Origin of the sequence: Brevibacterium sp. UMB1308A (assembly GCF_030230605.1) — a bacterium.
GTDB lineage: Bacteria > Actinomycetota > Actinomycetes > Actinomycetales > Brevibacteriaceae > Brevibacterium.
This window is the reverse complement of record NZ_JASPDO010000007.1, coordinates 14168-40674: the sequence shown is the minus strand read 5'-3', so window position 1 is coordinate 40674 and position 26507 is coordinate 14168. Positions and strand designations below refer to the sequence as shown.

Genomic DNA, 26507 nt, shown 5'->3' with positions numbered 1-26507 from the left:
CGGGGTTGTCACACCAGCTTTAGTTACGACGGCTTTGGTTACAGGACTTTGGCCAGGAAGTCTTGCGTGCGTTGGTGTTCCGGCTTGTCGAAGACTTCCTCGGGTGGGCCAGACTCGACGAGCTCCCCGTCGGCCAGGAAGAACACCCGGTCGCAGACTTCGCGAGCGAAGCCCATTTCGTGAGTCACCAGGATCATGGTCATGCCCTCTTTTGCGAGGTCCCGGATCACCTGGAGTACTTCGCCGACCATTTCCGGGTCGAGCGCCGAGGTGGCCTCGTCGAAGAGCATGATCTGAGGTTCCATAGCAAGAGCACGCGCGATTGCGACGCGCTGCTTCTGCCCGCCCGACAATTTGTGGGGGCGTTCGTCAGCTTTATCTGCAAGGCCTACTCGTTCCAGGAGTCGCATCGCATAGTCGCGCGCGTCCTTGGAGCTCTTTTTCTTCAACTCAACCGGTGCCAGCATGATGTTCTCAATCACGGTCATGTTGGGAAACAGGTTGAAGTGCTGAAAAACCATGCCAATGTGTTGACGCACGGAGTTGAGGTTGGTTGCGGGGTCCGTGATGTCGGTTCCCTCGATCACAACTTTCCCCGAGGTGGGGTCCTCTAAGCGATTGAGCATCCGAAGAATCGTGGACTTACCTGAGCCAGATGGCCCAATGAGCGAGATGACTTCACCGTGTGCTACCTCGAAATCGATTCCCTTAATCACTTCGTTGTCGCCAAACGACTTACGTAGCCCGCTGACCTTGATTGCAGGTGACGTTTCCTTACTCACTTGTTGAGCCTCCTGTCGACAATGTTGGCAATCCAGGTGAGCACCGTGATGATGACGAAGTAGATCACACCCACGATGATGAGCATTTCCGTGGTGCGGAAGTTTGAGGCGTACACCTGTTGTGCTTGGTAGAGAAGTTCAGCAAATCCGATGGTCAGAAGCAGCGAGGAGTCCTTCAGCGTAATGACCAGCTGGTTGATGATGGACGGGGTAGCGATTTTCACAGCCTGAGGAACCACGACCTTCTGCATCGACTTACCCCATGGCAGACCCAGCGATCGGGCGGCTTCCATCTGTCCTACATCGACGGCTTGGATACCTCCACGCACAATCTCGGTGAGGTATGCGCCAGCGTTCAGTGCCAAGGTAGCGACACCGGCAATGAACACATCACCCTTCGTGCCCATCAACTGTGGAAGACCAAAGTAGAAGAAGAATGCCCAGACCAGTAGTGGGGTTCCACGGAAAATCGCGACGAATACTGACGCAATGCCGGCAAGCACGCGGTTCTGAGACACCTTCATGAATCCGAATACCAGTCCCAGCACCATCGCAATTGCAAAGGACACAACGGTAATCGCCAGTGTGTTCCACAGACCCTTTGCGAGCGCTGGCCATGTCTGTTGTGCAAGCGAAAAGATGTTGCCCGGTTTTGAGTCTTCTTTGCTGGCACCACCTAGGTAGGAGTCGACAATTTTGTCGTACTCCCCTGAGTCCCGCAGGTTTTTAAGTCCTGCGTTGAAAGCCTCAAGAAGCTCGGTGTTCTCGCCTTTCTTAACGGCAAATCCGTACTGAGACCCGGGAACTTTATCGGTGACGATCTTTAGGCCGTTGCCCTGTTCCACACCGTAGGCGAGGACTGGGTAGTCGTCGAAAACGGCAACGGCGGTTCCGTTCTTAACGGACTCGTACATGGTGGCTGACTGGTCGAGCCCTTTGATTTTGAAGTTATGTTCTTCTGCAAGCTCCTTGGCGACTGCTTCGCCTTCTGTCCCCGTTTTTACGACAACGGTTTTACCCTCGAGATCTTCATACCCCTGGATCTCGTCGTCGTTTTGGGAAATGGCCATCTGGATGCCGGAGTCGAAGTACGGTTCGGAGAAGTCGAACTTTTGTTTGCGTTCGTCGGTGATTCCCATTCCGGCAATCACACCATCTGCTTGACCAGCATCGACGGCAGTTACTGCAGCCTGGAAGCCCACGGACTGAATTTCGACGTCGAACCCTTGGTCTTCAGCGATGGCCCTGAGGAGGTCCATGTCGATTCCCGTAAGTTTGCCGGTAGCGGGATCGCGAAACTCAAATGGAGCGAACGTGGTGTCGGTCGCAATGGTGTATTTCTTCCCTTGAACACCGCTGGCTTGGACCGCTGGTTTCGAATTGTCCGATTGAGCGTGTGCCGGTGTGAACCCTGCGACGGTCAGCACCCCAACAAGAAGCGCCATGATGACCCATGAGAGAGCCCTCGTGAAGCGTCGTTGGATTTGAACGTACACTGTAAATCCTTCTCTGTTTACGTTTCATGAAAGATGTCTCAGAACCTCCACCATACCGAGTGTGCTGAAAGTCACTTTCACTACCCCCTGGATTGGAGTCCTCCTGCTCAGTACGGGTTGGGCTGGGTTGGGCTACGGAATGGCAAGCTTCGCAAGCGTGTGCGCGAGTTGAAGAAATAGTGCATATAGGCAGTACCCTCGAACCATGTCTGAAAAATCACACTCGATTTCCGCGACGAGCACGCGAGCGCCACAATCGCTCGGACGCTCAGTCGCGAACACCCTCAAGGGGTCCGCAGGTAACCTCGTTGAGTGGTACGACGTATATGTCTATTCAGTTTTTGCTAAAGCTTTTGAGCACCAGTTCTTTTCAGAAGAAGACTCAAACTCCACCATTTACGTGTGGGCGATTTTTGCTGTCACCTTCGTGATGCGCCCCGTTGGATCCTGGTACTTCGGTCGCTTCGCTGACCGTCACGGACGCAAGGCAGCGCTGACGTTCTCAATTCTGGTAATGGCTGGATGTTCGTTCGTCATCGCGCTGACACCCACCCGTGAGTCTATTGGTGTGTGGGCTGCCGTCATCCTGATCCTGTGCCGTTTGATCCAAGGTTTTGCTACCGGTGGTGAGTACGGAACCTCTGCAACGTACATGTCCGAAGCCGCCGTGGCTAAACACCGTGGTTTCCTTTCATCGTTCCAGTACGTGACCTTGGTAGGTGGTCACGTACTTGCACAGACCGTGTTCTTGGCCATGCTGCTTTTTGCCGACATGGAATGGATCTCAGGAATGGGTTGGCGCATCGCCTTCCTCATTGGTGGTTTGGGCGCTCTTGTTGTTCTGTGGTTGCGCCGCACCATGGATGAGTCGATGACGCAGGAGTCGATTGACGCGGCGCGCTCCGGTGGGTCAAAGCAATCGGGGTCAATGAAGGAACTGCTCACCGCGTACTGGCGTGAACTGCTTGTGTGTTTCTTGGTCACCATGGGTGGAACGCTTGCGTTCTACGGTTACTCAGTTAACGGGCCAAACGTGGTGAAGGCGTCGTTTAGCGAAGACGCCATCACCGGTTCGGTTATTTCACTCATTGCGTTGACCCTCCTCATGATCATGCAGCCCATTGGTGGAGCGATTTCGGACCGTGTGGGACGACGCACACTGTTGGTGTTCTTCGGTGTTGGCGGTGTGCTTTTCACCTGGGTCATGTTCTTGGTACTTCCTGGGGTCACCAACCCGATTTTTGCTTTCCTCATCCTTGCGGTTGGTTTCGTGATTCTCACCGGATACACGTCCATCAATGCGATTGTTAAGGCCGAACTGTTCCCCACTCACGTTCGTGCGCTGGGTGTTGGCCTGGGCTACGCACTTGCTAACTCGATTTTCGGTGGAACAGCGCCCGTGATCTGGTCGGCTGCAAAAGCGAACCATGCAGGCCTATTCGTGGTGTATGCGACCGTCACGATTGGTCTGTCGCTCATGGTGTACCTGTTCATGTTGCGTAATCGAGGCTTGAACTGGTTGGACAACCCTGAAGAGATGACGGAACGGAAGAACGGCCCGGACCACAAACACTTCCCTATGGGAGTTTGATTCGGTCCACTCAGCTGGGGCTCTTCCTGTTTTCGGGAAGGGCCCCAGTTTTGTTTGAAGCTACACAGCACGTTTCAGTTCTGTGTCATGCGCTCGAATTGCATGCGCCCCAAGCTATCTAGACTCTAAGTATGGCCCGGATCAAGCAACGCTACCTCGCCGAGCTCGAACACGAGTTCAACACAACAGGACAAGTGACACTTCGCGTCCGCCCTGTGTCCAAGATGGTTCACGGGATTGTCCTACCCTCAATTATCTTTTTTGTATGGGCCTGGTCCCTCATCGTCGTATGGCGAATCATCTCCGACGGCACTTGGGAGAACCCTCTGGCCTGGGTTCGTGTAGCCGGTTATTCCGTGATCGTCGTAGCAGTACCAGCCGTAACAACGTTTATTATGGTTTCGCTGGTTCGGTCTCGTTCTCGGGACAGATTGCGGACACATTACTGGGTCATCACACGCGAGGGCCTGTACCCACCGGATGCCACCCGCACCTCGGGCGAAATACCGCCCCTTTTCTACACATGGGACGGCATCAATGACATCGAAGTCGGGCGCTTTCCAATTAAGTTGCCGTGGCCACCAGCCACAGCAGTCATTACACCACGCCTTGAAACGATTGAAAGGGTTCAATTCGAACGCCCAGGCATCAAAGACGAGTCATTTTTCTATTATCCGAACGGAAGCGTTCGCTCTACCTACATCACTTGGACCCACACGCCAGATGCCCGCACACTGGCAAGCTTCCTGCAAACGTGTAAAAAACGTTACTCACTGTCCGCACAAGACCTCTAGGAAACCCACGATGGCCCGGATCAAGCAACGCTACCTCGACGAGCTCGAACACGAGTTCAACACAACAGGACAAGTGACGCTTCGCGTCCGTCCCATTGAGAAAATCTTTAACTGGGTTGTGATGCCCCTTGTGTGGCTGGGTTCGGTTGCCGTTTTATGGCTCAGCTACGTGGAAGAAACCTGGAAAGACCCTCGCGCGTGGTTGCTTCTTGCCTGTTTTGTCGCCTTAGCCATCATGGTTCCAGTGGCAGCCGTGAGAATGATAGTTCTGCGTCTTAGGCCTCGTCCCCAAGACAAACTGGCAACTCGGGACTGGGTCATCACACGCGAGGGCCTGTACCCGCCTGACTTCTCCCGCATCTCGGAAGAAATACCGCCCCTTTTCTACTCATGGGACGGCATCCTTCACATCGATGCCCAGCAGTTCCCGAACAGATATCTGATACCTTACACAGCGATCATTGCACCAGACGTTCACACGGTTGAAAGATTTCGAACAGAACGCCCACACATCAAAGGCAAGCTACCGTACTACTACCTCAACGGAAACATACGACCCGCTCACATCACCTGGAGACACACACGGGATGCCCGCACCCTGGCAAAGTTTTTGAACCGTTGCAGGGCGCAGTATTCGTCAAACACCAGACGATAATCACGCCCCTACAGACTCGTTACATCCAGTCGGATTTGCGGAAGAAGTAATACAGCAGAACGCCAACTCCTACCATCATCCCGATTGCCATAGGGTATCCAAACGCCCAATGCAGCTCAGGCATGTGGTCAAAGTTCATTCCATAGATCGCACCAATAAGAGTGGGAGCAAACAGGATCGCTGCCCACCCTGAAATCTTCTTCATGTCCTCGTTTTGGCGTTGCGACACCAGCGTCGCATTCACACTCAGAATCTGCGCAAGAGCATCACGGAGATCGGCCGTTTGCCTAAGCGCATGCAGCAGATCATCTTCGACGTCATCGAGATATGTACGCAAGTCTTCTGGAATTTCATACTTATCGAACCCGTCGCGCAATGAGTCGATCACTTCATTCAGAGACGCAATCGTGTGTTGCATATCGATGACCTCTTGGCTCAGACGGTAAATACGTTCAGCTACCGCCGCGTCACCGGAAAACACTTGCCGTTCGATCTGCTCGCGGTCAATCGCGATACCCCGCAACACTGGGGCATAACCCACCACAATCGCTGCGAGCAGACGATAAATGATAGCTTCTGGTCCGTATGACAACATCCCCTGGTTCGCAAGAACGGTCTTGCCGTGCTTACGAGCAACCAGCGCGTTATACACGTCCATCTGCAAGCCGTCTTCCCCATCGATCCAACGCCCGTCTTGGCACAGGACAACAACCACGCCATCCTTCATCAGGACGTGAAACTCCGAAAACCTCACTTCTTCTTGTTCGTCGATGTAGCTAGCAGCCCGGGCGACCAGGAACATGACGTCACCATAACGTTCTACTTTTGGACGTTGGTGTGCATTGAGCAGGTCATCGGTGAGCAGAGGGTGAAGGTCCCACTCGTTTTCAAGCTCACGAATCTCTTCTTTTGTGGGTGACGGGTACAGCAGAAGCACCATGTTGTCTGGCGATGAATTGGTCAAATCCATGGCCTGTTTGAGCGACATTTCGCCTTCAACACGGCACGGAACACCCTTGTCAATTTCTGTCACCACAGGAGATTTGGTACGGGCGGGAGCAGTAGAGGTCGTTGCAACGACTTTTCTACTTCGCGGAACGCGGAAACCTCTGCTTAAGCGACGACTAGGCATTGCTTCCTCCTCCCAAGTCCATGAGACGCATTGTGCGCGTGAAACACGTGCGATACGTTGCTCAATGAGAATACCAAGAGCCAGCGTATTTCAGCGCTACATGAGTAGGGGCGAACTTGGCTGGTCATGTGGGCTGAGCAAACTGCCATCATGCACGTCGCCGATACATTCCCATAGACTTTCGCATAACCAAGTGCGCAATACGGAAATTCTGCGTACATCTGGCGAAACTGGAGGGAGCACAATGACTACACCCGATTTTGAGGTCGACTTAGACTCCGCCGATTCGATCCTGGAAATTACGGGCTGGTGCCTGCGTGCAGACGAGCGACTCAACGAGGAAAAACCGTGGGACGGCTTTGTGATCCTGACCGGTTTTGAGGAAGCGCACGCGGCGATGCAGGCATGGCGCTTTGTCGGTGCAGAGACCCTGCCCACGGGGGTGGACATTGCCAATCCGGCGTTCAACCTTGACGTGATGGAGCAACTGCGTGAGCTCACTGCCGATCCCAAACGCGGTAAATGGCAGACCTGGGTCATTCTCTATGACCTCGCCAGCGACACCTTTGAACACATATTCCTGTGGCCGGGAGAAGATGCGGGGTACAACGTAATCGGCTACGACACCCCAATGTCGGCAATCGAAGCACTGAATCCCGCCCATCCTGCCGAAGAGCCTCAGTGGCTGACTGCGGCCAGGGGTAAGCCGTCCGTCTGACAAAATTGGAGTGAACGCAGTGACTACACCCGATATCGAGGTTGATTATGACTCTGCCGATTCGATCCTGGAGGCAATCGGCCGGTGCCTGCGGGTGGACAGGAAACTCAATCAGCGCAAACCGTGGGACGGTTTCGTGGTTGTGTCCGGTTACGAACCGGGGCATTCGGCGCACCAGGCGTGGCAGTTTATCGGTGGAGAAACTCGGATCACCACGGTGTCCGGGATGAATCCGGCGTTCAACGAAGCGCTCATCGCGCGGCTACGCGAGCTCACTGCCGATCCCAAGCGCGGCAACTGGCAGACCTGGATCGCCCGATACGACCTCGCCAGCGACAGCTTCGACCACACATTCCTGTGGCCCGGAGAAGACGACGGGTACAACGTGCTTGCCTATGACACCCCAATGTCGGCAATCGAAAGATTAAATCCGGCCCATCAAGCCAAATAATCTCAACCAGCGTGCTCGTTACTGTGCTTGAATACAGACATGACTTCAGCGCTTGATGCCATTCGCGACGGGTACTCCTTTTTTGAACCAGCAATTGAACTCGGCTCCGCCCTCGACGGTGACACCCCAGTCACCGACGCGCGCGTCCGCATTCCTTTAAGCATGCTCAACCGCCACGGCCTGATCGCAGGTGCGACCGGAACGGGAAAGACCGTTACTCTGCAGGTGCTCACAGAAGCGATCACGCGCGCTGGAGTCCCCGTGTTCGCTGCCGATCTCAAGGGCGACCTCTCCGGTATGGCGTCAGAAGGCCAAGCGTCAGAAAAACTCTTAGCCCGCACCAAGGCAAACGGACAGGACTGGGAGCCTGCCGCCTCGGCGGTCAACTTCTACGCGCTGGGTGGCGAGGGCACGGGCATTCCGATGCGCGCGACCGTCAGCTCTTTTGGACCGCTCCTCCTTGCCAAGGTGCTGGGACTCAACGAAACCCAGGAGTCCGTCCTGGGGCTGATCTTCCACTACGCCGACTCCAACGGCCTGGCCCTGCTGGACTTAAGCGACCTCAAAGCCGTGCTCATGTTCCTCACTTCCGATGAAGGAAAAGCGGAACTGAAGAGCATCGGTGGAGTGTCAACGGCCTCGGCGGGGGTGATTCTGCGATCCATTGCCAACCTCGAGGCGCAAGGTGCGGAAGCCTTCTTTGGCGAACCAGAATTCGACATTTCCGACCTGCTACGCACAGAGGGCCCCGCCGGTGTCGTTTCGATGCTGGAACTGCCCGCGGTGCAGAACCGGCCCGCACTGTTTTCGACGTTCCTCATGTGGCTGCTGGCTGAACTGTTCGAACAGCTCCCCGAGGTGGGCGATGCGGACAAACCTAAACTGGTGTTCTTCTTCGACGAAGCGCACTTGTTGTTCCAGGGCGCGTCGAAAGCGTTCATCGAGTCAGTGACACAAACCGTGCGCCTCATTCGTTCCAAGGGCGTAGGAATCTTCTTCGTCACCCAGCGCCCCACCGATGTGCCGGAAGAAATCCTGGCACAGCTGGGCTCGCGCGTGCAGCACCAGTTACGTGCACACACCCCCAAGGAAGCCAAGGCGCTGAAGGACACGGTCGCCACGTTCCCCGTGACGGATTTCGACCTGGGCGAGTTGCTCACCACCCTGGGTACGGGTGAAGCGATTGTCACGGTCATGGACCCTGACGGCTCCCCCACGCCCGTTGCACCCACCAAAGTGTTTGCGCCCACGTCAAAGATGGGCCCCACCCCGCCCGAGGTCGTTGCCCAGATGGTCGCAGATTCTCCCCTAAGTGCCACGTATGGCGAGCGCTTGGACCGCGAATCCGCCCGCGAAATCCTGACGCAGCGCTTGGAGGAAGGCGCTGAAGACGACGCTCAGGCGAAGGGCAAGGCGGCTGGCGCTGACTCTGACACACACGACGGCGACGAACAACCTCAGCGGATTCCGGCACCTCGGAACACGCGTGAGACGTCCCAGTCGTCCAAGCGCCAAGACAAGTCGCTACTCGAGTCAGTACTGTCGTCCTCAGAGGTTCGCACGTTCACGCGCACCGCTGCCCGTGAGATTGCGCGCGGAATCTTTGGGACCGGACGCAGGCGCCGGCGCAAATAAAACAGCACACGTCCTCCCAGCTGCCTCACTAGAAAGGAACTGATGAAACTGAACGAGTTTGGCCAACCAATCGGCCCGGAGCTCCCTCACTGGACTCCAGCACCGCTACCGCAACCGGTCACCTTGGAAGGCCAATCGTGTACGCTGGCCCCACTGGTGGCAGACCGCCACGCCAGCGACCTCTTCGACGCGTACGCACTGGCACCCGACGACAGCGCGTGGACGTACATGAAAGACGGGCCGTTTGCCACCTCGGCGGACTACCTCACCTGGGCACGCACAGCTGAAGCCAGCACCGACCCACGCCACTACGTGGTGCTCCTCACCCCGTCGGCAGACCAGCCAGTCGCAAAGCCCGCGGGCACTATGGCGCTTTTGCGCCAGGACCCCAACAACGGCGTGGTTGAGGTGGGCACTGTGCAGTTTTCGCCCCTGCTCCAGCGCACCCGCGCAGCAACCGAAGCTCAGTTCCTGCTCATGCGCTACGTGTTCGACGACCTGAGCTACCGCAGGTACGAATGGAAGTGCGATGACCTCCACAGCGTGTCACGCAGGGCCGCCGCACGTTTAGGCTTCACTTACGAAGGCACGTTCCGCAACGCTGTTGTGTACAAGGGTCGCAGCCGAGACACTGCCTGGTTCGCCATCACGGACGCGGAGTGGCCCGCAATCCGCGCGGGGTTTGAACGGTGGCTGGACCCCGCAAACTTCAACGCCGATGGCACGCAGATCCGGTCCCTTGCGCAGTGCCGCGAGGAACCTCGCTGGGTGTGAGTAGGCCAGCCCTCATAGACTTAAAATATGATCCGTCGCCTTGTCGCCCGCGTGTTCTGGTTTTTCTCCAGCTGGAAACTCCGCACGGCCCCCGCACCTAAACAGCCCACGATCCTCATTGGTGCTCCGCACACGTCAAACTGGGACTTTGTGCTCATGTTGGGAATCGCGTGGCGCTTGGGTATCCACATGCGCTGGATGGGCAAGCAGGAACTGTTCACCGGCTGGAAGGGCCCGGTGATGCGCAAGCTGGGTGGGATTCCCGTGGACCGGGCTAATTCTGCTGGGATGGTCGCCGAGGTCGTTGACACCTTGCGCAGTGGTGACAACCTGAGCCTGGTGATTACTCCCGACGGGACCCGCAAAGGGCATTCGTACTGGAAGTCGGGTTTTTACCGGATTGCTCGTGAAACTGGTCTGCCGTTGGTGTTGGGGTATGTAGACCGGACCACCATGACCACTGGGCTTGGCCCCACGGTTGTGCTCACTGGTGATGTGAAAACGGACATGGGCCGGATTCGTGAGTTCTACTCAGACAAAGCCGGTTTCTATCCTCAGCACAAAGTGGAGCCCCGGCTCAGGGATGAAGACGCGTTTCAGGGCTGGGTCACGCGTCGCTGTCTGAAGCGACATCAAATGTGACGGGTGTCCCGTGCTCTACGGTGCGAGATACGGTGCAGTACTTGTCGTGAGACAGTTTCACCAGCCGTTCGATCATTGCGGTCGCTCGTTGTCCTGCTTCGTCATTCGGGAAAGTGATGTCGAAGTTTAAACTGATGGGGCCCAAACGCGAGGCGTCACCGTCCTCAGTGACTTTCTCCGAACGCGCGGTGACCGTGAAGTCTTGAGGTTCGGTTCGACGTGAGGTCACTGTATCCACGTCAATCGATGAACACCCAGCGATCGCGGCGAGCAGAAGTTCAACCGGTGACATGAGGTCTTCGCCCCGCCCAAATTCAATGTGTCCGCCTTTTCCGTTGGTGGCGACGTAGCGGTTTTCAGCAGTCCGAGTCAGTTCGATTGCAAAAGGTTTGGGTGCTTCACTGTTCGTCATGTTCACCACTTTAGATCGTTAACATGGGTGCATGAGCCCTGAGCCTGACACAAATTCTCCGAGTACTACCACCTCGGCGCGCGCAAACACCCCGTATCACGTGGTTGACGACACTGCCCTCATTTTTGAAGGCGGCGGCATGCGGGCGGCTTTGACGTCAGCGGTGGTTGTCACTCTCATCAAACAGGGCATCCACTTCAATTGGGTAGCAGGAGTTAGTGCGGGAGCCACCAACACGGCCAACTATGTATCCCAGGACACTGTTCGCGCCCGGCGCTGTTTTGTGGACTTTGCCGCCGACCCTCAGTTTGGCAATCTGCGCACCATACTCGCAGGCAAGGGTCTGTTCAACGCTGAGTACATTTATGAGAACACAAGCCTGCCGCACCAAGCACTCCCCTTTGATTGGGACACGTTTTCCAACTCAGGTACGCGCATCAGAATCCCCGCTTTCGATGCCGAATCGGGTGACCTCAAAGTGTGGACTGAAGACGACTTCCCAACCATGCGAGACCTCATGGTGCGCGTACGCGCGTCCTCAACCATGCCCGTCATCATGCCACCCACTCACATTGACGGGCGGATCTACGTGGATGGCGCGTTGGGGCCAGACGGTGGAATCGCTCTGTCCCAAGCGCGTGCAGACGGGTTTGAGCGTTTCTTTGTAGTGCTCACACAGGAACGTTCGTACAAGAAGACCCCGCAACGGTTCAGTGAGTTCTACCGCCGTTACTTCCGGCGTCACCCAGCCATTGCAGAAGCTCTTCTGACCCGGTGGAAACGCTACAACGAAACGCGGGAAGAACTGTTTGAGCTGGAAAAACAAGGCAAGGCCCATCTGTTTGTGCCGGAACGCATGCCCATCGGAAACGGAGAACGGAGCCTTTCAAGACTGGCGGCGGCACACCGAGCTGGGATGACGCAGTCGCGCCAAGAACTACCCGCATGGCTGGACTTCCTGGGCTTGCCTGCTGAGCTCTAGCTGAACACAAAACGGTAGCTTCGCACTGCCCATCAAACTTATGTGACAGTACTCATACGCCAACTGTGTCGACCACCACGTTTACACAAACGCGTGTCTCATGTGAGTCACTCCTCAAGACAACACATTTCGGTTATAAAGATGGGCCTGGCATGGCTTCATCCACCTCGACCTGCACCACTACACTCACAAGTGAACAGCAATATAACCCCTGTTCATCACCGCAAGCCGGACTCATTCATCGTTAGGAAGTGACCATGAAGGCCGCACGCTATTACGACCAAAAAGACATTCGCATCGAAGACATCCCCGAACCAGAACTGAAGCCTGGCACCGTTGCAATTGACGTTGCTTGGTGTGGAATCTGCGGAACAGACCTTCACGAATACCTCGAAGGCCCTATTTTCGTACCACCTAAGGGCCACCCACACCCTATTTCTGGTGAAGAAGCGCCTGTCACTTTGGGCCACGAATTCTCCGGAACCATCACGGCGCTCGGTGAGGGCGTCACCGGGCTGGAAGTCGGCCAGAACGTCATCGTTGAGCCCTACATCATCAGCGAAGACGTCGACACGAGCGAAGGCCAGAACTACCACCTCTCCGAGAACATGAACTTCATCGGCCTGGGTGGCCGTGGCGGTGGTCTGTCCGAAAAGATCGTCGTCGAACAGCGCTGGGTTCACCCCATCGGCGACATCCCGCTGGACGAAGCCGCTCTCATTGAGCCACTGTCCGTTGGTCACCACGCATTCGTCCGTTCCGGCGCCAAGGCCGGCGACGTCGCAATCGTCGGCGGTGCGGGCCCCATCGGCCTGCTGACCGCAGCCGTGCTTAAGGCCGAGGGTCTGACCGTCTACATTTCGGAACTGTCCGAAGCCCGCAAGGAGATGGCCCGCACCACCGGTGTGGCAGATGAAGTCTTCGACCCCCGCGAAGTCGACGTCGCAGCCAAGGTGAAGGAACTCACCGGCGGCAAGGGCGCAGACGTGGGCTTTGAGTGCTCGTCCGTCCCGGTTGTCCTCGACATGCTCATGGATGCTGTTCGCCCTGCTGGCGTCATCGTCAACGTGTCGATCTGGGGTTACAAGCCCGAGGTCGATCTGCCAAAGCTGGTTCTCAAGGAAATCGACCTGCGCGGAACCATCGGCTACGCCAGCGACCACCCGGCCACCATCAAGCTGGTGCAGGAAGGCAAGCTCGACCTGTCGAAGTTCATCACCGCCCGCATCAAGCTTGACGAACTGGTCGACAAGGGCTTCGAGCAGCTCATCAACAACAACGAGCACCACGTGAAGATCCTCGTGAACCCCAACGCCTAATCGCCTTGGGCCCATAAACAAAAATGGCCTGGTTCAGATTCAGTTCTGAACCAGGCCATTTTCATAGAGCCTGTTCTGGCTCAATGTGTCGACACGACCATTCCCGTCGAGTAGGTAAACGCCCTTACCGCAGCACGTACTGCAGGGTTTTCACGACTTGTTCTGTCGTTTCGCACCATGCGAGCGCAGCTGCATCAACTTCTTTCAGCGGGTGAACAATGTCAGCTGAGTGCAACGTGATGTACGGCGTGCCCAGTGCAGCCGCATACCCGGCGTCAAACGCCGCGTTCCACTGCTTGTACTTGTCACCAAAACGCACCACCACGAGGTCCGCTTTGTCAATGAGGGTGCGCGTACGGATGGCATTGACTTTGGCCGACTGGTTGTCTCGCCAGAAGGATGTCTGGGTCTCTGCCAAGTGGTCACCGGCTGCGTCACTCGCGTCGTGATCTGTCACAGGGGCGCTAAAAACGACGTCGAGGCCAGCAGCAGTTGCGCCGCGCTCGATTTCTTCGCGCCATTCTGTGTGGATTTCGCCAGAGAGGTACACGTTAAAGCTCATGATGCTCCTTTGTTGTTCTTGCCTGTGCGTCCATTATGCGTGAGTTCTGTGTGTAACATGTGGGTCATGAACGATTCGCCGCTTGACCTCACCAGCATCCCTATTGGGGAGTACGCATTTCCTGGCCCTCTCAGAGATGCGCTGGTCAGCGCAATTCTTTCGGGGGAAAAGACCTCAACAGCCACGCTTGTCGAGGAATACACGCGCTCAGGTGAGCCGCTTCCCTCCCCCACTGGTGGCGAACTCGAGGCAGTGATCGACTCTAAAGGAAAGATCGTGTGCGTAACGCGCACGACCCGCAATTACGTCACCACGCTGGCTCAGGTTTCTGATGAGCACGCACGCAAAGAGGGCGAAGGTTACGCAAATGCTCACGAGTGGCGCGTTGGACATGAACGCTTCTGGACCTCGGACGAATTAGTTACCGCATTAGGCGACCCGCCGTTTACCCTCACCGATGACACGCAGGTGCTGTGTTCAGAGTTCGAGGTCATCGAGAAGTACGTGTAACTGGCGTAAAACTGCCTGTTAGTCCTCCGGTTCTGGCCCAGCCAGATGTGTGTAGTGGCGAGTTGCAGGTCGCCAGTACGCGGCCCTGAGCGCCGTCAGTTCCTTAAACCTGGTAGGAGTGACTTCTTCGAGTCCCCGCATGTAATCTGGCACCAACGCGCGCGGTATGCGCAACCCCACGGTCAGGTGCGGTATCCACTCAGTCCCCCGCCCGTCAGGGTTGAGCGCACAAATTTCACGTGCAGCCTCGGTAACGGCACTGTCCGTTTCTAACAGCCACGCGATTGTCTGTTTACTCCGCGTCCCAAAAATCACGGTTCCCACACGAGTGAACGTCGCTGGCACCACGGGAGGCAGGATCTCAGCGGCACGGGAGACCACCTCGGCGGACATGCGGGGCGCGAACGTCACCGTAATGTGCGGGCGCTGGTTTTGTTGCGGAAGGCCGAGGTCGTTCAGGGCAGAGAAAATGTCCCGCACCTGTTGCTCCTGGTCAGGTGGCAGATAGAAAAGAATGTTGTCCGGTGAACGCACGCTCATATGGTGTGCAGTCTAGTGGTTTTTGGACTGAAGAACAGTGGAACTGAGCCAGGTCACATGCTCCTTGGCTTCATCGAGAGACAGCTTCTTCGCCCCCAGTTGAAACATGAGGCCATCGCAGGAAGCCGACAGCAAAGAAACTGCGCGCGGAATGTCCGCTTCGTCGATGTGCCCTTCATCAGCCAAGACCTGAAGCCATCCTGTAATTCGGCCCAAACCTACCTCGTACAAGCGCGACAACATCTGAGCGGGCCCCTCACCAGACTGAGGGTCAAGCAAACGCGCCATCTGCGCGACCCACGCGCTCACCACCGCATCAACGCTTTGATCAGAGGGAGGCAAGAACTGAATCATGCATTCGGCTAATCGCTCATGGGGTGGCTGGGAGGAGTCACGAATGTTGAGGTCCGGAGTTGCGGACGAAATGAGACGCTCCGCCACTGCCCGCCCGAGATCGCTTTGAGTGGGAAAGTAGTAACGCAGAGTGCTTGCACCAATTCCCACGTGTTGTGCAACCGCTCGCACAGTCGCGGCTTTGGGACCTTCTTTCTGCGCTAGCTCGATTGCCGCCTGGATAATTTCTTCTCGCCTATCCGTCACCGGCACGACACCTTTCATTTTTCTGAAGCTTCCTCTTGACAGTGTAGTACATCGTACTAGTACACTGAGCTAGCACGCCGTACTAACAAGGAGAAACAATGCTAGAGACACTTCAGGACTTCACACTTTCACTCCCCGAATGGGCGCGCTGGGCCGGAGTCATCCTCATTTCAGCAATCCCATTCGTCGAGTCTTATCTTGGGTCAGCAATTGGAATCATGGCCGGCATCCATCCGGCAGTCGCAATCCCCGCCGCAGTGGTTGGCAACACCGCCTCGATGCTGCTCTTGGTTTTTGGAGCACACAAGTTGCGCAAACGCGTGAGCAAAGACGATGAGTCTTCCATGGGCCCCAAGAAAGCGAAGCTCAAGAGGCTGTTCGACAAATGGGGTGTTCCCGGCGTCAGCTTGCTGGGTCAGACGGTCCTACCCAGCCAGATCACCTCTATGGCCATGGTGTCCTTTGGAGCTTCACGCAACGCGGTAGCCAGCTGGCAGTTCGTGTCGATCGTACTGTGGGGTGTGTTGTGTGGATCGCTCGCGGCCGCTGGGATCATGGTCTTTGGGTAGGCAAGGAACGTCCCGAGGCCGTTCACAGTTGCGAGTCCAACCCCCGAGTAGCTCTCACTCCGAGTCCAACCTCCGAGTGGCTCTTACCCGCCGCGCAGTATGGAACACCTGGTGGGCAAGGATAACCACAACTCCCCACGCAGCCCCTACTCCGAATCCCGCAATGACGTCTGTGAGCCAGTGGTGACCTAAGTACACGCGACTCAAACCCATTGTCACCGCATAGGTGCCGCACAGAAGAACAGCCAGGATCCGCGCATGCGTATGCGAAAGCCACAGCACCAGGAGGTACGCAGTGACAATCATGATCGCGGTTGCCGAAAGCGTATGCCCCGACGGAAACGACGGCGACACTTCATACGGAGGAATCGCGTCAACACGGGGTGGACGCTCCCGCCCCACAATTTCTTTCCCCGCAATCGAAATGCACACAGACCCAAGCGCGCCTGCCGCTAGAAGAACTGCGGGTCGCGCCGAGCGCATGAGAAATGTCAGAACAACAATGAGCACAAGGCACACAATCACACCGCCCACTTTTCCACCGACGTGAGTGTATGCGTTGACCACAGAGGTCAGCCATGCCGCCCGCATGGACAGCATGAAATCAAGTACTGGCCGGTCAATGTGAACAGTGCCGTTTTCATAAGCAACTTCTTCATAAACCTCACCCGTGAGTTTTGCCAATGCAGCAAGAACCGCCATACCAACAGCTAGAACAATGGTCATAACAGTCCACGGACCAAGCCTGCGAGCTATCCACACAAGGATGGACTCGAGGGCTTTCCGACCACGGACAACGAATGAGCGCATCAAGAAAGCCTATCCGAACAACCGAATAGATTTTATCGATACATGGCGATATCATCGGTCTATGGCGATGATTATTCACGAGGAAGCTTCCCACGAAAATTCCCACACGGAGCTCGAAAGCTGGGCGACACTCTTTAAGAGCCTCGGCGACCCGCACCGCCTTCAGATCATCCAACATTTGCAGTTAGGCGAACACCGGGTTGCCGACCTTGTCGACCACCTCGGCCTTGCCCAGTCAACCGTGTCAACGCACGTGGCCTCGCTTCGCAACGCCAGCCACACTCACGGCAGAGCCACCTACTACACCTTGGCCCACCCACAGGAAACTACACACCTGCTTAAGGCCGCCACAGCTGTCCTGACTACTGCAGACACATGCATTGACCACTCACAGCAGAAGGACACTAACCATGTCTGACTTGGTTAAGCAGTCCGCACACGACCACGAAGGGCACAACCACAGCATCTCTGCCGACGCTGACCGCCGGTATCTGTGGCTGGCTTTGATCACTCTTGGCGCGTTTATGATCGCCGAGGTCGTTGTAAGTTTCGTGACCGGCTCCCTTGCGTTGCTTTCGGATGCCGGGCACATGCTGTCCGATGTGGGCGCAATTGCGCTAGCGCTGTGGACGATTCGCTTGGTTGCCCGTCCCCCAAAAGGAGCGCTGACGTGGGGGTTGAAGCGCGTTGAGATCATCTCTGCTGCGGTCAATGGCATCACGCTACTGGTTGTTGCCGGCATTATTGCTGTTGAAGCGATCCGCCGTCTGTTTGAACCGCCCGAGGTCGATGGCGGCCCGGTGCTGATCGTTGCCGCGGTCGGGGTGGCAGTCAATATCGTGGTCGCATGGTTGGTTGCGCGTGCCAACCGGTCGAGTCTTAACGTGGAGGGTGCGTATCAGCACATTCTGACTGATCTCTACAGTTTCATCGGAACGATGATCGCCGCCCTGATCATCATGTTCACTGGGTGGGTGATGGCAGATGTCATTGCGTCGTTGCTGGTGTGCGGACTCATGGTGTACGCGGCATGGAACCTGCTCCGCGACGCCGGCCGAGTTCTACTTGAAGCAGCGCCAAAAGGTATTGACCTGGAAGAAATCACGGAACATATTCTTGAACTCCCCCACGTGCAGCGCGTGCACGATTTGCACGTGTGGAGCGTCTCGACTGACTTGCCGGCCCTTTCGGCACACGTTGTTGTCGACGACGAGTGTTTTGAGGACGGGCACATCCCCCAGTTACTCGATCAAGTGCAGGATTGTGTTGCGGGACATTTCGACGTTGAGCACTCCACGTTTCAGTTCGAGCCACTCAAACATGGGGCTCACGAGTACCACACGCACCCCTAACCTTGAACTGACCCTTCAAGGCTCATTTTGTCTGGTTTCAGGGCATCGCTCACACCCCGCAGATGCGAAGAACCGTTTACCCAACACAGCTCAATCCAGTGTGGTGACTACACACCCTTTTTGTTCGTTTTGTTCACGTTTTTGGCCATAAATCGGCCAGTTACCCAACACAGCAAGTCCAAAACCAGGTCACTTGTGGTGAGTAACTGGGAGTTGTATACCCAAAAGCCCTCATGTCCACTCAAGGAACCGGGACCCGGTTACCCAATAGGATGGAAGCGTGCACATAAATGTGCAGTGTCAAACTCGAAGGAGGTGCGCGATGAGCGCAGAAGACAAGTTTGAAAACACCGCTGACAAAGTGGGCGGAAAGATTCAGGAAGGCGCCGGAAAACTCACCGGCGACAAAGAAACCGAAGCCCGCGGCAAGGCAGAAGCCACTAAAGCTGACTTGAAAGACAAGCTCGACGACGCTAAGAACTCGGCCAAAAACACGTTTGACGACGTCAAAGACTCCGTAAAGGGTGCGGTCGACGGCCTGCTTGGAAACGACAAATAGTAAGACTCACTCAAGCTCCGGGTTCCCGCTGGGCATTCTCAGCGGGAACCCCGCTTTCCCATTACAGTCCCAGCAACGAAAAACACCACATGCCACACGATTTGGTCGACCTTGTTTTTGACGGACAGTGCGGTTATTGCACGCGTGCCGCATACGCAATCAAGCGCTTTGATAGAAAAGCGCGCATCCGGTTGCACCCCGCTCAACGGCCCGGCGTTCACGAACGGTTCAACCTCACGGAAACCGACACACAGCAAGCGGCCTGGGCCTTCACTCACGACCGCAGCGCCTCTGGAGCCGAATCCATCAACCTAGTCCTCGACGTGACCTTTGGAACTCGCCTGTTCACACGGCTTTACAAGCTCCCTGGAATTCGCAACCTACAAGACCGTGCATATACCTGGGTGGCCCAACACCGCTACCTTCTTCGCGGAACAACACCTTGGTGCCAGTCACACCCAAATGACTGCCACCTCGGGACGCAAACAGCACATTGCTCACTGCGTTAGAAAGGTAAGCCATGGGAAGCTCTCGGAAGGGTTTAAACTTCTACAAAAAACTCTAGAATTGCAGAACGATCACTCTTAGGGAAACGGAACATGACGACTATCGACATCAACTCAGACCTGGGAGAATCTGTCGCGGGAGTCGCACTAAGCGACGATGACGCGATTCTTGATGTCGTTTCTTCTGCCAACGTGGCCTGTGGCTACCATGCCGGAACACCCCACGGAATCGCAGCGACAGTGAAGTCAGCTGCAAGCCGAAACGTCACAATTGGCGCCCACCCGTCATATAACGATCCCGCCGGGTTTGGTCGCCGCTTCATTGACTACGATCCCCATCAGCTTGCCGACGAGGTTCTCTATCAGATTGGCGCACTCGACGCGATAGCCCGCTCCCACGGAACTCACGTGCGATACGTCAAACCCCACGGTGCGCTCTACAACGAGATCGTGCACAACGCAGCCCATGCCCAGGCAGTCGTCGACGCAGTGAGCGCGTTCTCACGAAACATTCCTCTGCTTCTTTTGCCCGGTTCAGTGGCCGCAAAGATTGCCCAAAAAGCCGGCATTGACGTCGTTACGGAAGCATTCGCAGACCGAAACTACAACCCGGACGGCACGCTCGTGTCCCGCAAAGAAGCCGATGCCGTTGTCACCGACGTGGAGCACGTGTGTGCACGAGTCCTCGACATGGCTACAAAAGGAACCGTGACCGCCCGCGACGGGTCCACCATCCACATCGATGCCCAGTCAATCTGTGTGCACGGCGATTCCCCCGGCGCAGTAGAGATGTCTCGCGCTATTCGTCAGGCGCTCACCCAGGCTGGCGTGACGGTGGAAAGCTTCGTATGAACCCCGAAATTCGTTTCATGGGGACCCGTTCGATCCTCATCGATCTCCCTGACACAAAAACCGTCATGAAGTGGCACGCCCACTTAAGCGCGCACCCGTTAGATGGCCAAATCGAAGTCATCGCTGCATTTAACACGCTACTGTTCAAAGCCGACACACGCCGAGCGTTGGACGCCGCTTTCAAAACCCTGAACTCATTCCAGCCGCCGGAAGTGCGGGAGGAAAGAAACAAGACCGTTGACATCGACGTGGTGTATTCCGGGGAAGACCTCGAAGAAGTAGCACGCTGGTATGGCATGTCAGCTCAGGCCCTTATCGACTACCACACGAATGAAGAGTGGACAGCCGCCTTTGGGGGATTTGCCCCCGGATTCGTCTATTGCACCTCGGCAACGCAGTCATGGGACACACCCCGAAGAGACTCTCCACGAACACAAGTTCCCGCTGGTTCCATTGCCATAGCAGGGCGGTACTCCGCGGTGTACCCAATCGACTCACCCGGTGGCTGGCAGCTCATCGGGACCACTCCTAAAGCGGTGTGGGATGAAACCCAGAACCCGCCTAACCTCATCCGCCCTGGTGACACCGTGCGCTACCGCGCTGTCACAGAACACATCGACGTGAAGCCACCTACCACCTCGGCGGTCTCCCCTGACCATGGGAAGCCCGTAGCAACCGTGACCGAGGTGGGATTACAGGCCCTCTTTCAGGACTTAGGGCGTGTGGGACACGGCGATGTGGGCGTATCCACATCGGGAGCATTAGACCGCGGGGCTGCCAGGCAAGCCAACCGCATTGTGGGCAACGCCTCGAGTGCAACCGTGATTGAGTGCCTGTTCGGTGGGTTCGGTTTCCGCGCGGACACCGACCTCACGTGTACTGTCACTGGCGCAGAAGCTCCGCTGACGGTTAACGGCCAACCGGCACCTCTGCGTACCCCGGTTGTGGTCCCAGAAGGTGCGGAACTGTCTGTAGGTACGCCTACGTGCGGGACGCGCAACTACGTAGCAGTCCGAGGTGGTTTCGCCGCTCCCGCTGTCATGGGATCGACTGCCACTGATACGCTTTCGAAGCTGGGCCCTGAGCCCATTGTTGCTGGTCAAAGGCTCAAGGTAGACATGGATGCTGTTCCTGTAGCCGTGGGCGAAGCCGAACCCAGCACTTTGCCTGACCAGCTTGATTCGGTCACGTTACGCGCGGTTCCTGGCCCGCGTGCACACTGGTGCGCGCCCGGCGAGCTGGACACTCTTACCACGCAAACCTGGACGGTGAGCCCCACGTCAAACCGAATCGCCTTACGACTGAGCCCTGAAGGGGACGGCCGGGCGCTGAAGAGAGCAGAAGATAAGGGGGAGCTCGCCAGCGAAGGTATGGTGTCGGGAGCCATTCAGGTGCCACCTGAAGGGCATCCGGTGTTGTTCCTCGCAGACCACCCGGTAACCGGCGGATACCCTGTCATTGCTACTGTCGTGGCGGAAGACCTCGACGTTGCTGCCCAGCTTCCTCCGGGCGCACGCATACACTTTGACCTCGTCGATATTCCAGGAGAAACAGGATGCCGTTGAAATCTGTTCTTATCGCTAATCGCGGGGAAATTGCGGTGCGAATCGCCCGCGCTGCGGCCGATCACGGCCTACGTTCTGTAGCCGTGTATTCCGACGCTGACGCGAACGCGTTGCACACCCGCGTCGCTAGCGAGGCCTACCGCCTTCCTGGAACCACACCAGCCGATACGTACATGAACATTCCTGCGATCATCGAGATTGCCCTTCGCGCGAAGGTCGACGCGGTCCACCCCGGATATGGATTTCTAGCTGAAAATGCCCAGTTCGCTAGTGCGGTCACCGCAGCTGGTTTGACGTGGATTGGCCCGTCTGCTGACGTGATCGAAACCCTTGGCAACAAGGTGACGGCACGCGATATTGCGGTAAGCGTCGGCGCTCCATTGGCTCCTGGTTCTGACGGGCCTGTGGAGCACTGGGAAGATGCCCACGCGTTTGCTCAAGAGCACGGGTTACCGATCGCCATTAAAGCCGCATACGGCGGAGGTGGTCGCGGTCTCAAGGTTGTTCACGAACTCAGCGACATTGAAGACGCTTTCGCTGCCGCTGGGCGCGAGTCCCGGGCTGCGTTTGGTCGTGATGAGTGTTTTGTTGAGAAGTTTTTGGTTAAACCCCGCCACGTTGAAGCCCAGGTTTTGGCTGATACTCACGGCAACACGGTTGTTGTTGGTTTGCGCGACTGTTCCTTGCAACGGCGCAATCAGAAGCTCGTTGAAGAGGCACCCGCACCGTTTCTCACTGACGATCAAGAGGAGATGATCCGCCGGGCGTCCGTTGCCATCTGCGAATCGGTTGGCTACACGGGAGCAGGCACGGCTGAGTTCTTAGTTGCAGACGACGGAACCATCAGCTTCCTTGAGGTCAACACGCGCTTGCAGGTGGAACACCCTGTCACGGAAATGACCACGGGCGTGGACCTGGTTGGCGAACAGTTCCGAATTGCAGATGGTTTGCCTCTGTCCTTTGCAGATGATGTGCAAGGCGGGGCGCTGCCCCAGAACGGGCATGCTATTGAGTTCCGCCTCAACGCCGAGGACGTTGCAGCTGGCTATGTTCCTTGCCCTGGCACTGTCACACGTTTTGAGGCTCCTACAGGACCAGGCATCCGAGTAGACTCCGGGGTGACATCTGGGTCCACTGTTCCAGGTGTGTACGACTCAATGATGGCTAAACTCATTGTTCATGGATCCACCAGGGAGCAGGCGATCAGCCGTGCCCGCCAAGCTTTCAAGGAGCTGGTTATCGAAGGTGTTGCGACTGTGGTGCCGTTCCACCAAGCAGTCCTCGAACACCCAGACTTCGTCGACGATTTCGCAGTACACACAACGTGGATCGAGCAGGACTTTGCGAGCGACTTCGAACGTAGTCAGATTTATGCCGATCACAGTGCAGAACAACCGCTCACACGATTTGGCATCGAACTGGACGGGAAACGCGTAGAACTGGGCATCCCTGCTCAACTACTCTCACAGGTGGCCGCTGCCACCCCGAAGGCTGACGGGGCACGCGAACGTGGTGACACCTCGGCGGACGCTGCTGATTCAGACAACACTGTCACCAGCCCTTACGCTGGAAAGCTCGTGACGTGGAAGGTCGCGGACGGGGAAAAGGTCGACAAAGGTCAGACGATCGCTGTGATTGAAGCCATGAAAATGGAGTCCAACATTGTGGCTCCAGCAGCAGGGACGGTGGAATGCGAAGCCTTGTCTGCAGGAGACGAGATCGCAGCGGGCGCGACGATTGCACGAATCGCATAGATTGTTTCCTGTTCTTGTCTCATAGGCGCGCCGCGTCTGAACGAGTGGTCCAATACCTCGTAACATGGACGGGTGACTCCCACATTTGTATCTGCGCACCAACGCGCCACCCGCACCCTCCTGAACGAAATTTCCACAGGGCGCCTGCGTCCTGGTGAGAAGCTCAACGAAGTGAACTTGGCGGAGCGGCTCGAAGTGTCTCGAAACACTTTGCGTGAGGCTTTTGTCTCGCTAGAGGATTACGGAGTCGTTGTCAGGCTACCGCACCGAGGAGTTTGGGTAACTCTGCCGGACGAAGAGCTCATTGACGAGATCTTCAGACTGCGCTCACTTCTTGAACCCGCAGTTTTACAGTGGTCACGTGGCCTCGATATTGACGCGCTTCACGAATGCGTGCAGGACGGTCAGCTAGCCAGAGAAGCCCACGACCACGACGCCGTGGGGGATGCGAATCAACGTTTCCACGCGGTCATCGTTGAGGCTGCAGGGTCCACATTCGCTGATGAAATAATGACGCGGGTCTTAGCCATGATGCGTCTGTTGTTCGTTCACGCATCGGATGAGCACCAAGAATTCCATTACCCATATGTGGAACGCAATGAGGAGATTTTGAAGCTTGTTGAGTCGGGGCAACGTGAACAAGCTGCCGAAACAATGCGGGAGTACCTGGAAAAATCGCGCAGTCAACTGCAAGAGCTTCTCAACGGCCCGGCTATCCCTGAAGACTCACCGTCAGCTGAGACTGAGGTGGCTGTAGACGGTGCGGATGAGGTTGAGGAAGCGTCTTCGTAAACCGGTTTAACTGGCACTTTAGCCCTGCCACAGTGCCGCGATACCGGTGAGCGATTTCCATCCCAGCCAAATGGTAAGGACCCACGTCAGGGTTCCCACGACTGCGAGCCACTTGGGGTACACGTATCCCTGCAGGAGGTCACGACGGACCCACGCTACCCACAGAACAACAGCGAAACCAATGGGCAGAATCAGGCCGTTGAATGCACCCGCAAAAATGAGCAGAGTCTGCGGTGCTTGGTTGAGTGCCAAGTAAGCCACAGCACATACCACGATGAAGCCCACAGTGAGCAGGCTGCGAACCCGCGCACTGGTCTTTTGTGTAGTGACGAAGCTGATTGACGTGTATGACGCACCGATTACCGAAGTCAGACCCGCAGCCCACAGAACAACACCAAAGAATCGCAGGCCAATTTCGCCCGCGGCTGCGTAGAAGGCGTCTGCAGCGGTGTTGTCTTTTGACAGAGCAACTCCCCCGGCAACAACACCCAAGATTGCCAGGAACAGCAAAACACGCATGATTCCTGTAACAATCACCGACATGACTGAAACTCCGGTAATGTGACCGACGTTTTCCGCGCCCGTGATCTTGGAGTCGATAAGGCGGTGAGCACCCGCAAAGGTAATGTAGCCACCAACAGTTCCACCGATCAGCGTGGTGATCACCAGAAAGTCCACCTGTTCGGGGAACACAGTGTTCTTCAGTGCCTCACCAACGGGAGGCTGGGAGACAATGGCTACGTACAGCATGAGCAAGATCATGATGGCGCCCAGAGCCACAACGATCCGGTCAAGCGCAGCGCCGGCACGCTTGAAGACGAAGATCACAATGGCGATGAGCGCAGATACGGCTCCCCCGACCTTCGCATCGATACCCAGCATGGCGTTCATGCCAAGGCCCGCGCCGCCGATGTTTCCGATGTTGAAGATGAGTCCGCCCACGAATACAAAGGCGGCCATAACCCAGCCGATTCCCGGTAGAACACGGTTTCCGAGTTCATTTGCACGTAGCCCGGTAACTCCCAACACGCGCCATACGTTCAGCTGGATTGCAATGTCAACCAGCACTGACACAACGATCGCGAAGGCAAATGCCACACCCAGTTGAACGGTGAATACCGAGGTCTGCGTAATGAACCCCGGACCGATGGATGATGTTGCCATGAGGAACATCGCACCAAGGATGGCCGTGCGGCTTGTTCGTGACAGCTTCGCAGATTTCTGAGCGTCTTTACTGACAGCTGAGGAGCCACTGTCAGGTGTAGGCGTAGGCGATGGTGTACTCATGGTTGATCCTCATTGTTACGTGAGTGTGCCGGAGCTGCGGGAGGAATCCACAACTGTGATCTACCCCACCTTATAGTTGTTGAACATTTTTTGCGAATGTCTGAACATTCGGTTCGAACGCGTCAGCGCTACCACTCAGTGTGCTTTTTGGACGAGAATTGAATGCCGTGTGAGTTGTTCCGGCAAATGACCCCCAGTTCCTTGTTCGCGGTGCATTCGAAGCCCTTCACGGCAAGCACTTTGCCGTACTCAAGAACTGTGGTCGGACCCTGGTGGTTGTAATATGCAACATCGCTGACGGCAAACATCTCACCTTTTTTGCCTGCTGGCAGGCGAACTGCATTCGCTGGCTGCTGTTCGTTACTTCCATCTGCGGCACGAACCATAGGCACGTCCGCTGGGAAGCGGTGAGACATGCATCCAACTTCTTCAGACGTGATCATGCAGTAATGCACTTCTGAAGGTGTCTGAAAGTAGTAGGCCTCTTTGTTTGAGTACAGCAACGTTTCGTGAAAATCTGCTTTGTTGACCTTAGGCCCACCGAAGTGTTCAGCAAACGGAGTTTTCGGCTTTGACTCTTTCTTTTTGGTGGATTTGCTGTCCACAATGTCGCTGTTCTTAGTGGGAGCAGCCGTGGAAGGAGCGGCGTCACTCTTTTCTGTTGACTGGCTTTGGCTCTCAACGGTCGACTCGCCACCGGACTGTTGCGCAGATCCGCATCCAGCCAGGGTGATGATGGCAGCAACGGCAAGGCACGCACGGAGAAGGTTCATAGTCCTATCGTAGGTCATTCGCAATCCGAAAGACGTCCGAGGTCGCACAGGCTCGAGCGGTAACCGCCCACACTATAAGTAAGACTGCAAAAG

30 protein-coding genes are annotated in these 26507 nt (G+C 56.4%); 20 read left to right on the top strand and 10 right to left on the bottom strand.

Annotated features, from left to right (window positions below; translation table 11 throughout):
- Positions 1-38: 38 nt before the first annotated feature.
- Entirely contained in the window at positions 39-782 is a 744-nt protein-coding gene (locus tag QP868_RS04975) for an amino acid ABC transporter ATP-binding protein (protein ID WP_284925504.1), read from the bottom strand.
- Positions 779-2278 carry an amino acid ABC transporter substrate-binding protein/permease gene (locus tag QP868_RS04970; protein WP_350309975.1) on the bottom strand — a complete coding sequence of 500 codons (1500 nt, stop codon included), beginning with the start codon at positions 2276-2278 and terminating at the stop codon, positions 779-781. The genes QP868_RS04975 and QP868_RS04970 overlap by 4 nt, the downstream gene beginning before the upstream one ends.
- 205 nt (positions 2279-2483) lie before the next feature.
- On the opposite strand from QP868_RS04970, the gene QP868_RS04965 reads away from it, so the two are divergent.
- The 3 genes from QP868_RS04965 to QP868_RS04955 all read left to right on the top strand — a co-directional run bounded on the left by QP868_RS04965 (position 2484) and on the right by QP868_RS04955 (position 5318).
- The gene (locus QP868_RS04965; protein WP_284925503.1) at positions 2484-3869 is read left to right on the top strand and encodes an MFS transporter; all 1386 of its coding nucleotides are present in this window, start codon (positions 2484-2486) and stop codon (positions 3867-3869) included.
- Between the two features lie 131 nt (positions 3870-4000).
- Positions 4001-4663 (top strand): hypothetical protein, encoded by a 663-nt coding sequence (locus QP868_RS04960; RefSeq protein ID WP_284925502.1) that lies wholly within the window; start codon positions 4001-4003, stop codon positions 4661-4663.
- Positions 4664-4673: 10 nt separating this feature from the next.
- Entirely contained in the window at positions 4674-5318 is a 645-nt protein-coding gene (locus tag QP868_RS04955; RefSeq protein ID WP_284925501.1) for a hypothetical protein, read from the top strand.
- Between the two features lie 19 nt (positions 5319-5337).
- On the opposite strand, the gene QP868_RS04950 is transcribed toward QP868_RS04955, so the two are convergent.
- Positions 5338-6351: a magnesium and cobalt transport protein CorA gene (locus tag QP868_RS04950; protein ID WP_350309974.1), complete on the bottom strand. Its 1014-nt coding sequence runs from the start codon at positions 6349-6351 to the stop codon at positions 5338-5340.
- Between the two features lie 343 nt (positions 6352-6694).
- Between QP868_RS04950 and QP868_RS04945 the strand changes: the two genes are divergently transcribed.
- The 5 genes from QP868_RS04945 to QP868_RS04925 are packed head-to-tail and all read left to right on the top strand — an operon-like array spanning position 6695 to position 10670.
- Positions 6695-7168 (top strand): hypothetical protein, encoded by a 474-nt coding sequence (locus QP868_RS04945; protein ID WP_284925500.1) that lies wholly within the window; start codon positions 6695-6697, stop codon positions 7166-7168.
- Between the two features lie 19 nt (positions 7169-7187).
- A complete protein-coding gene (locus tag QP868_RS04940) occupies positions 7188-7619 on the top strand; it encodes a hypothetical protein (RefSeq protein WP_284925499.1) in 432 nt (143 codons plus the stop codon).
- 39 nt (positions 7620-7658) lie between these two features.
- Positions 7659-9254: a helicase HerA-like domain-containing protein gene (locus QP868_RS04935; protein ID WP_284925498.1), complete on the top strand. Its 1596-nt coding sequence runs from the start codon at positions 7659-7661 to the stop codon at positions 9252-9254.
- A gap of 42 nt (positions 9255-9296) precedes the next feature.
- On the top strand, positions 9297-10028 hold the full coding sequence (locus QP868_RS04930; protein ID WP_284925497.1) for a GNAT family N-acetyltransferase: 732 nt from the start codon (positions 9297-9299) through the stop codon (positions 10026-10028).
- Between the two features lie 27 nt (positions 10029-10055).
- The gene (locus QP868_RS04925; protein ID WP_284925496.1) at positions 10056-10670 is read left to right on the top strand and encodes a 1-acyl-sn-glycerol-3-phosphate acyltransferase; all 615 of its coding nucleotides are present in this window, start codon (positions 10056-10058) and stop codon (positions 10668-10670) included.
- On the opposite strand, the gene QP868_RS04920 is transcribed toward QP868_RS04925, so the two are convergent.
- Positions 10636-11082, bottom strand: coding sequence for an OsmC family protein (locus tag QP868_RS04920; protein WP_005882862.1), 447 nt, complete (start codon positions 11080-11082; stop codon positions 10636-10638). The two genes, QP868_RS04925 and QP868_RS04920, sit on opposite strands and share 35 nt — an antisense overlap.
- Positions 11083-11113: 31 nt before the next feature.
- Here QP868_RS04920 and QP868_RS04915 point away from each other — a divergent pair, with 31 nt between their 5' ends.
- A complete protein-coding gene (locus QP868_RS04915) occupies positions 11114-12064 on the top strand; it encodes a patatin-like phospholipase family protein (RefSeq protein ID WP_284925495.1) in 951 nt (316 codons plus the stop codon).
- Positions 12065-12321: 257 nt separating this feature from the next.
- On the top strand, positions 12322-13383 hold the full coding sequence (locus QP868_RS04910; RefSeq protein ID WP_284925494.1) for a 2,3-butanediol dehydrogenase: 1062 nt from the start codon (positions 12322-12324) through the stop codon (positions 13381-13383).
- A 124-nt stretch (positions 13384-13507) separates the two neighbouring features.
- Here the strand turns inward: QP868_RS04910 and QP868_RS04905 are convergent, their stop codons facing one another.
- A complete protein-coding gene (locus tag QP868_RS04905; protein ID WP_284925493.1) occupies positions 13508-13945 on the bottom strand; it encodes a YtoQ family protein in 438 nt (145 codons plus the stop codon).
- A 66-nt stretch (positions 13946-14011) separates the two neighbouring features.
- On the opposite strand from QP868_RS04905, the gene QP868_RS04900 reads away from it, so the two are divergent.
- Complete coding sequence (locus tag QP868_RS04900) at positions 14012-14455, top strand: ASCH domain-containing protein (RefSeq protein ID WP_040347921.1); 444 nt, start codon at positions 14012-14014, stop codon at positions 14453-14455.
- An 18-nt stretch (positions 14456-14473) separates the two neighbouring features.
- Here QP868_RS04900 and QP868_RS04895 read toward each other — a convergent pair whose 3' ends face one another.
- Positions 14474-14995, bottom strand: coding sequence for a 2'-5' RNA ligase (locus tag QP868_RS04895; RefSeq protein WP_284925492.1), 522 nt, complete (start codon positions 14993-14995; stop codon positions 14474-14476).
- Positions 14996-15007: 12 nt separating this feature from the next.
- Positions 15008-15601 (bottom strand): TetR/AcrR family transcriptional regulator, encoded by a 594-nt coding sequence (locus tag QP868_RS04890; protein WP_284925491.1) that lies wholly within the window; start codon positions 15599-15601, stop codon positions 15008-15010.
- Between the two features lie 92 nt (positions 15602-15693).
- On the opposite strand from QP868_RS04890, the gene QP868_RS04885 reads away from it, so the two are divergent.
- Positions 15694-16164, top strand: coding sequence for a hypothetical protein (locus QP868_RS04885; protein WP_284925490.1), 471 nt, complete (start codon positions 15694-15696; stop codon positions 16162-16164).
- 54 nt (positions 16165-16218) lie between these two features.
- Here the strand turns inward: QP868_RS04885 and QP868_RS04880 are convergent, their stop codons facing one another.
- Positions 16219-16974, bottom strand: coding sequence for a phosphatase PAP2 family protein (locus tag QP868_RS04880; RefSeq protein WP_284925489.1), 756 nt, complete (start codon positions 16972-16974; stop codon positions 16219-16221).
- 61 nt (positions 16975-17035) lie between these two features.
- Here QP868_RS04880 and QP868_RS04875 point away from each other — a divergent pair, with 61 nt between their 5' ends.
- The 8 genes from QP868_RS04875 to QP868_RS04840 all read left to right on the top strand — a co-directional run bounded on the left by QP868_RS04875 (position 17036) and on the right by QP868_RS04840 (position 24354).
- Positions 17036-17392, top strand: coding sequence for an ArsR/SmtB family transcription factor (locus QP868_RS04875; RefSeq protein ID WP_350309973.1), 357 nt, complete (start codon positions 17036-17038; stop codon positions 17390-17392).
- Complete coding sequence (locus QP868_RS04870) at positions 17385-18326, top strand: cation diffusion facilitator family transporter (protein WP_284925488.1); 942 nt, start codon at positions 17385-17387, stop codon at positions 18324-18326. Before QP868_RS04875 ends, QP868_RS04870 begins: the two co-directional genes overlap by 8 nt.
- Positions 18327-18648: 322 nt before the next feature.
- Positions 18649-18885, top strand: coding sequence for a CsbD family protein (locus QP868_RS04865; RefSeq protein ID WP_284925487.1), 237 nt, complete (start codon positions 18649-18651; stop codon positions 18883-18885).
- Positions 18886-18974: 89 nt separating this feature from the next.
- Positions 18975-19394 carry a thiol-disulfide oxidoreductase DCC family protein gene (locus tag QP868_RS12085; protein WP_350309972.1) on the top strand — a complete coding sequence of 140 codons (420 nt, stop codon included), beginning with the start codon at positions 18975-18977 and terminating at the stop codon, positions 19392-19394.
- Between the two features lie 90 nt (positions 19395-19484).
- Positions 19485-20243: a LamB/YcsF family protein gene (locus QP868_RS04855; RefSeq protein ID WP_284925485.1), complete on the top strand. Its 759-nt coding sequence runs from the start codon at positions 19485-19487 to the stop codon at positions 20241-20243.
- Entirely contained in the window at positions 20240-21808 is a 1569-nt protein-coding gene (pxpB, locus tag QP868_RS04850) for a 5-oxoprolinase subunit PxpB (protein ID WP_284925484.1), read from the top strand. Before QP868_RS04855 ends, pxpB begins: the two co-directional genes overlap by 4 nt.
- On the top strand, positions 21799-23562 hold the full coding sequence (locus QP868_RS04845; RefSeq protein WP_284925483.1) for an acetyl/propionyl/methylcrotonyl-CoA carboxylase subunit alpha: 1764 nt from the start codon (positions 21799-21801) through the stop codon (positions 23560-23562). Before pxpB ends, QP868_RS04845 begins: the two co-directional genes overlap by 10 nt.
- Before the next feature lie 72 nt (positions 23563-23634).
- The gene (locus tag QP868_RS04840; RefSeq protein ID WP_284925482.1) at positions 23635-24354 is read left to right on the top strand and encodes a GntR family transcriptional regulator; all 720 of its coding nucleotides are present in this window, start codon (positions 23635-23637) and stop codon (positions 24352-24354) included.
- Between the two features lie 18 nt (positions 24355-24372).
- On the opposite strand, the gene QP868_RS04835 is transcribed toward QP868_RS04840, so the two are convergent.
- Positions 24373-25641: an NRAMP family divalent metal transporter gene (locus QP868_RS04835; protein WP_473964627.1), complete on the bottom strand. Its 1269-nt coding sequence runs from the start codon at positions 25639-25641 to the stop codon at positions 24373-24375.
- A 128-nt stretch (positions 25642-25769) separates the two neighbouring features.
- Positions 25770-26414 (bottom strand): hypothetical protein, encoded by a 645-nt coding sequence (locus QP868_RS04830; protein ID WP_284925481.1) that lies wholly within the window; start codon positions 26412-26414, stop codon positions 25770-25772.
- Positions 26415-26507: the final 93 nt, after the last annotated feature.

Coding starts and splice junctions, on each gene's coding strand:
- QP868_RS04965 (WP_284925503.1), top strand. CDS start 2,484: ATGTCTGAAAAATCACACTCGATTTCCGCGACGAGCACGCGAGCGCCA.
- QP868_RS04960 (WP_284925502.1), top strand. CDS start 4,001: ATGGCCCGGATCAAGCAACGCTACCTCGCCGAGCTCGAACACGAGTTC.
- QP868_RS04955 (WP_284925501.1), top strand. CDS start 4,674: ATGGCCCGGATCAAGCAACGCTACCTCGACGAGCTCGAACACGAGTTC.
- QP868_RS04945 (WP_284925500.1), top strand. CDS start 6,695: ATGACTACACCCGATTTTGAGGTCGACTTAGACTCCGCCGATTCGATC.
- QP868_RS04935 (WP_284925498.1), top strand. CDS start 7,659: ATGACTTCAGCGCTTGATGCCATTCGCGACGGGTACTCCTTTTTTGAA.
- QP868_RS04930 (WP_284925497.1), top strand. CDS start 9,297: ATGAAACTGAACGAGTTTGGCCAACCAATCGGCCCGGAGCTCCCTCAC.
- QP868_RS04925 (WP_284925496.1), top strand. CDS start 10,056: ATGATCCGTCGCCTTGTCGCCCGCGTGTTCTGGTTTTTCTCCAGCTGG.
- QP868_RS04920 (WP_005882862.1), bottom strand. CDS start 11,082: ATGACGAACAGTGAAGCACCCAAACCTTTTGCAATCGAACTGACTCGG.
- QP868_RS04915 (WP_284925495.1), top strand. CDS start 11,114: ATGAGCCCTGAGCCTGACACAAATTCTCCGAGTACTACCACCTCGGCG.
- QP868_RS04910 (WP_284925494.1), top strand. CDS start 12,322: ATGAAGGCCGCACGCTATTACGACCAAAAAGACATTCGCATCGAAGAC.
- QP868_RS04905 (WP_284925493.1), bottom strand. CDS start 13,945: ATGAGCTTTAACGTGTACCTCTCTGGCGAAATCCACACAGAATGGCGC.
- QP868_RS04900 (WP_040347921.1), top strand. CDS start 14,012: ATGAACGATTCGCCGCTTGACCTCACCAGCATCCCTATTGGGGAGTAC.
- QP868_RS04895 (WP_284925492.1), bottom strand. CDS start 14,995: ATGAGCGTGCGTTCACCGGACAACATTCTTTTCTATCTGCCACCTGAC.
- QP868_RS04885 (WP_284925490.1), top strand. CDS start 15,694: ATGCTAGAGACACTTCAGGACTTCACACTTTCACTCCCCGAATGGGCG.
- QP868_RS04880 (WP_284925489.1), bottom strand. CDS start 16,974: ATGCGCTCATTCGTTGTCCGTGGTCGGAAAGCCCTCGAGTCCATCCTT.
- QP868_RS04875 (WP_350309973.1), top strand. CDS start 17,036: ATGGCGATGATTATTCACGAGGAAGCTTCCCACGAAAATTCCCACACG.
- QP868_RS04870 (WP_284925488.1), top strand. CDS start 17,385: ATGTCTGACTTGGTTAAGCAGTCCGCACACGACCACGAAGGGCACAAC.
- QP868_RS04865 (WP_284925487.1), top strand. CDS start 18,649: ATGAGCGCAGAAGACAAGTTTGAAAACACCGCTGACAAAGTGGGCGGA.
- QP868_RS12085 (WP_350309972.1), top strand. CDS start 18,975: ATGCCACACGATTTGGTCGACCTTGTTTTTGACGGACAGTGCGGTTAT.
- QP868_RS04855 (WP_284925485.1), top strand. CDS start 19,485: ATGACGACTATCGACATCAACTCAGACCTGGGAGAATCTGTCGCGGGA.
- pxpB (WP_284925484.1), top strand. CDS start 20,240: ATGAACCCCGAAATTCGTTTCATGGGGACCCGTTCGATCCTCATCGAT.
- QP868_RS04845 (WP_284925483.1), top strand. CDS start 21,799: ATGCCGTTGAAATCTGTTCTTATCGCTAATCGCGGGGAAATTGCGGTG.
- QP868_RS04835 (WP_473964627.1), bottom strand. CDS start 25,641: ATGAGTACACCATCGCCTACGCCTACACCTGACAGTGGCTCCTCAGCT.
- QP868_RS04830 (WP_284925481.1), bottom strand. CDS start 26,414: ATGAACCTTCTCCGTGCGTGCCTTGCCGTTGCTGCCATCATCACCCTG.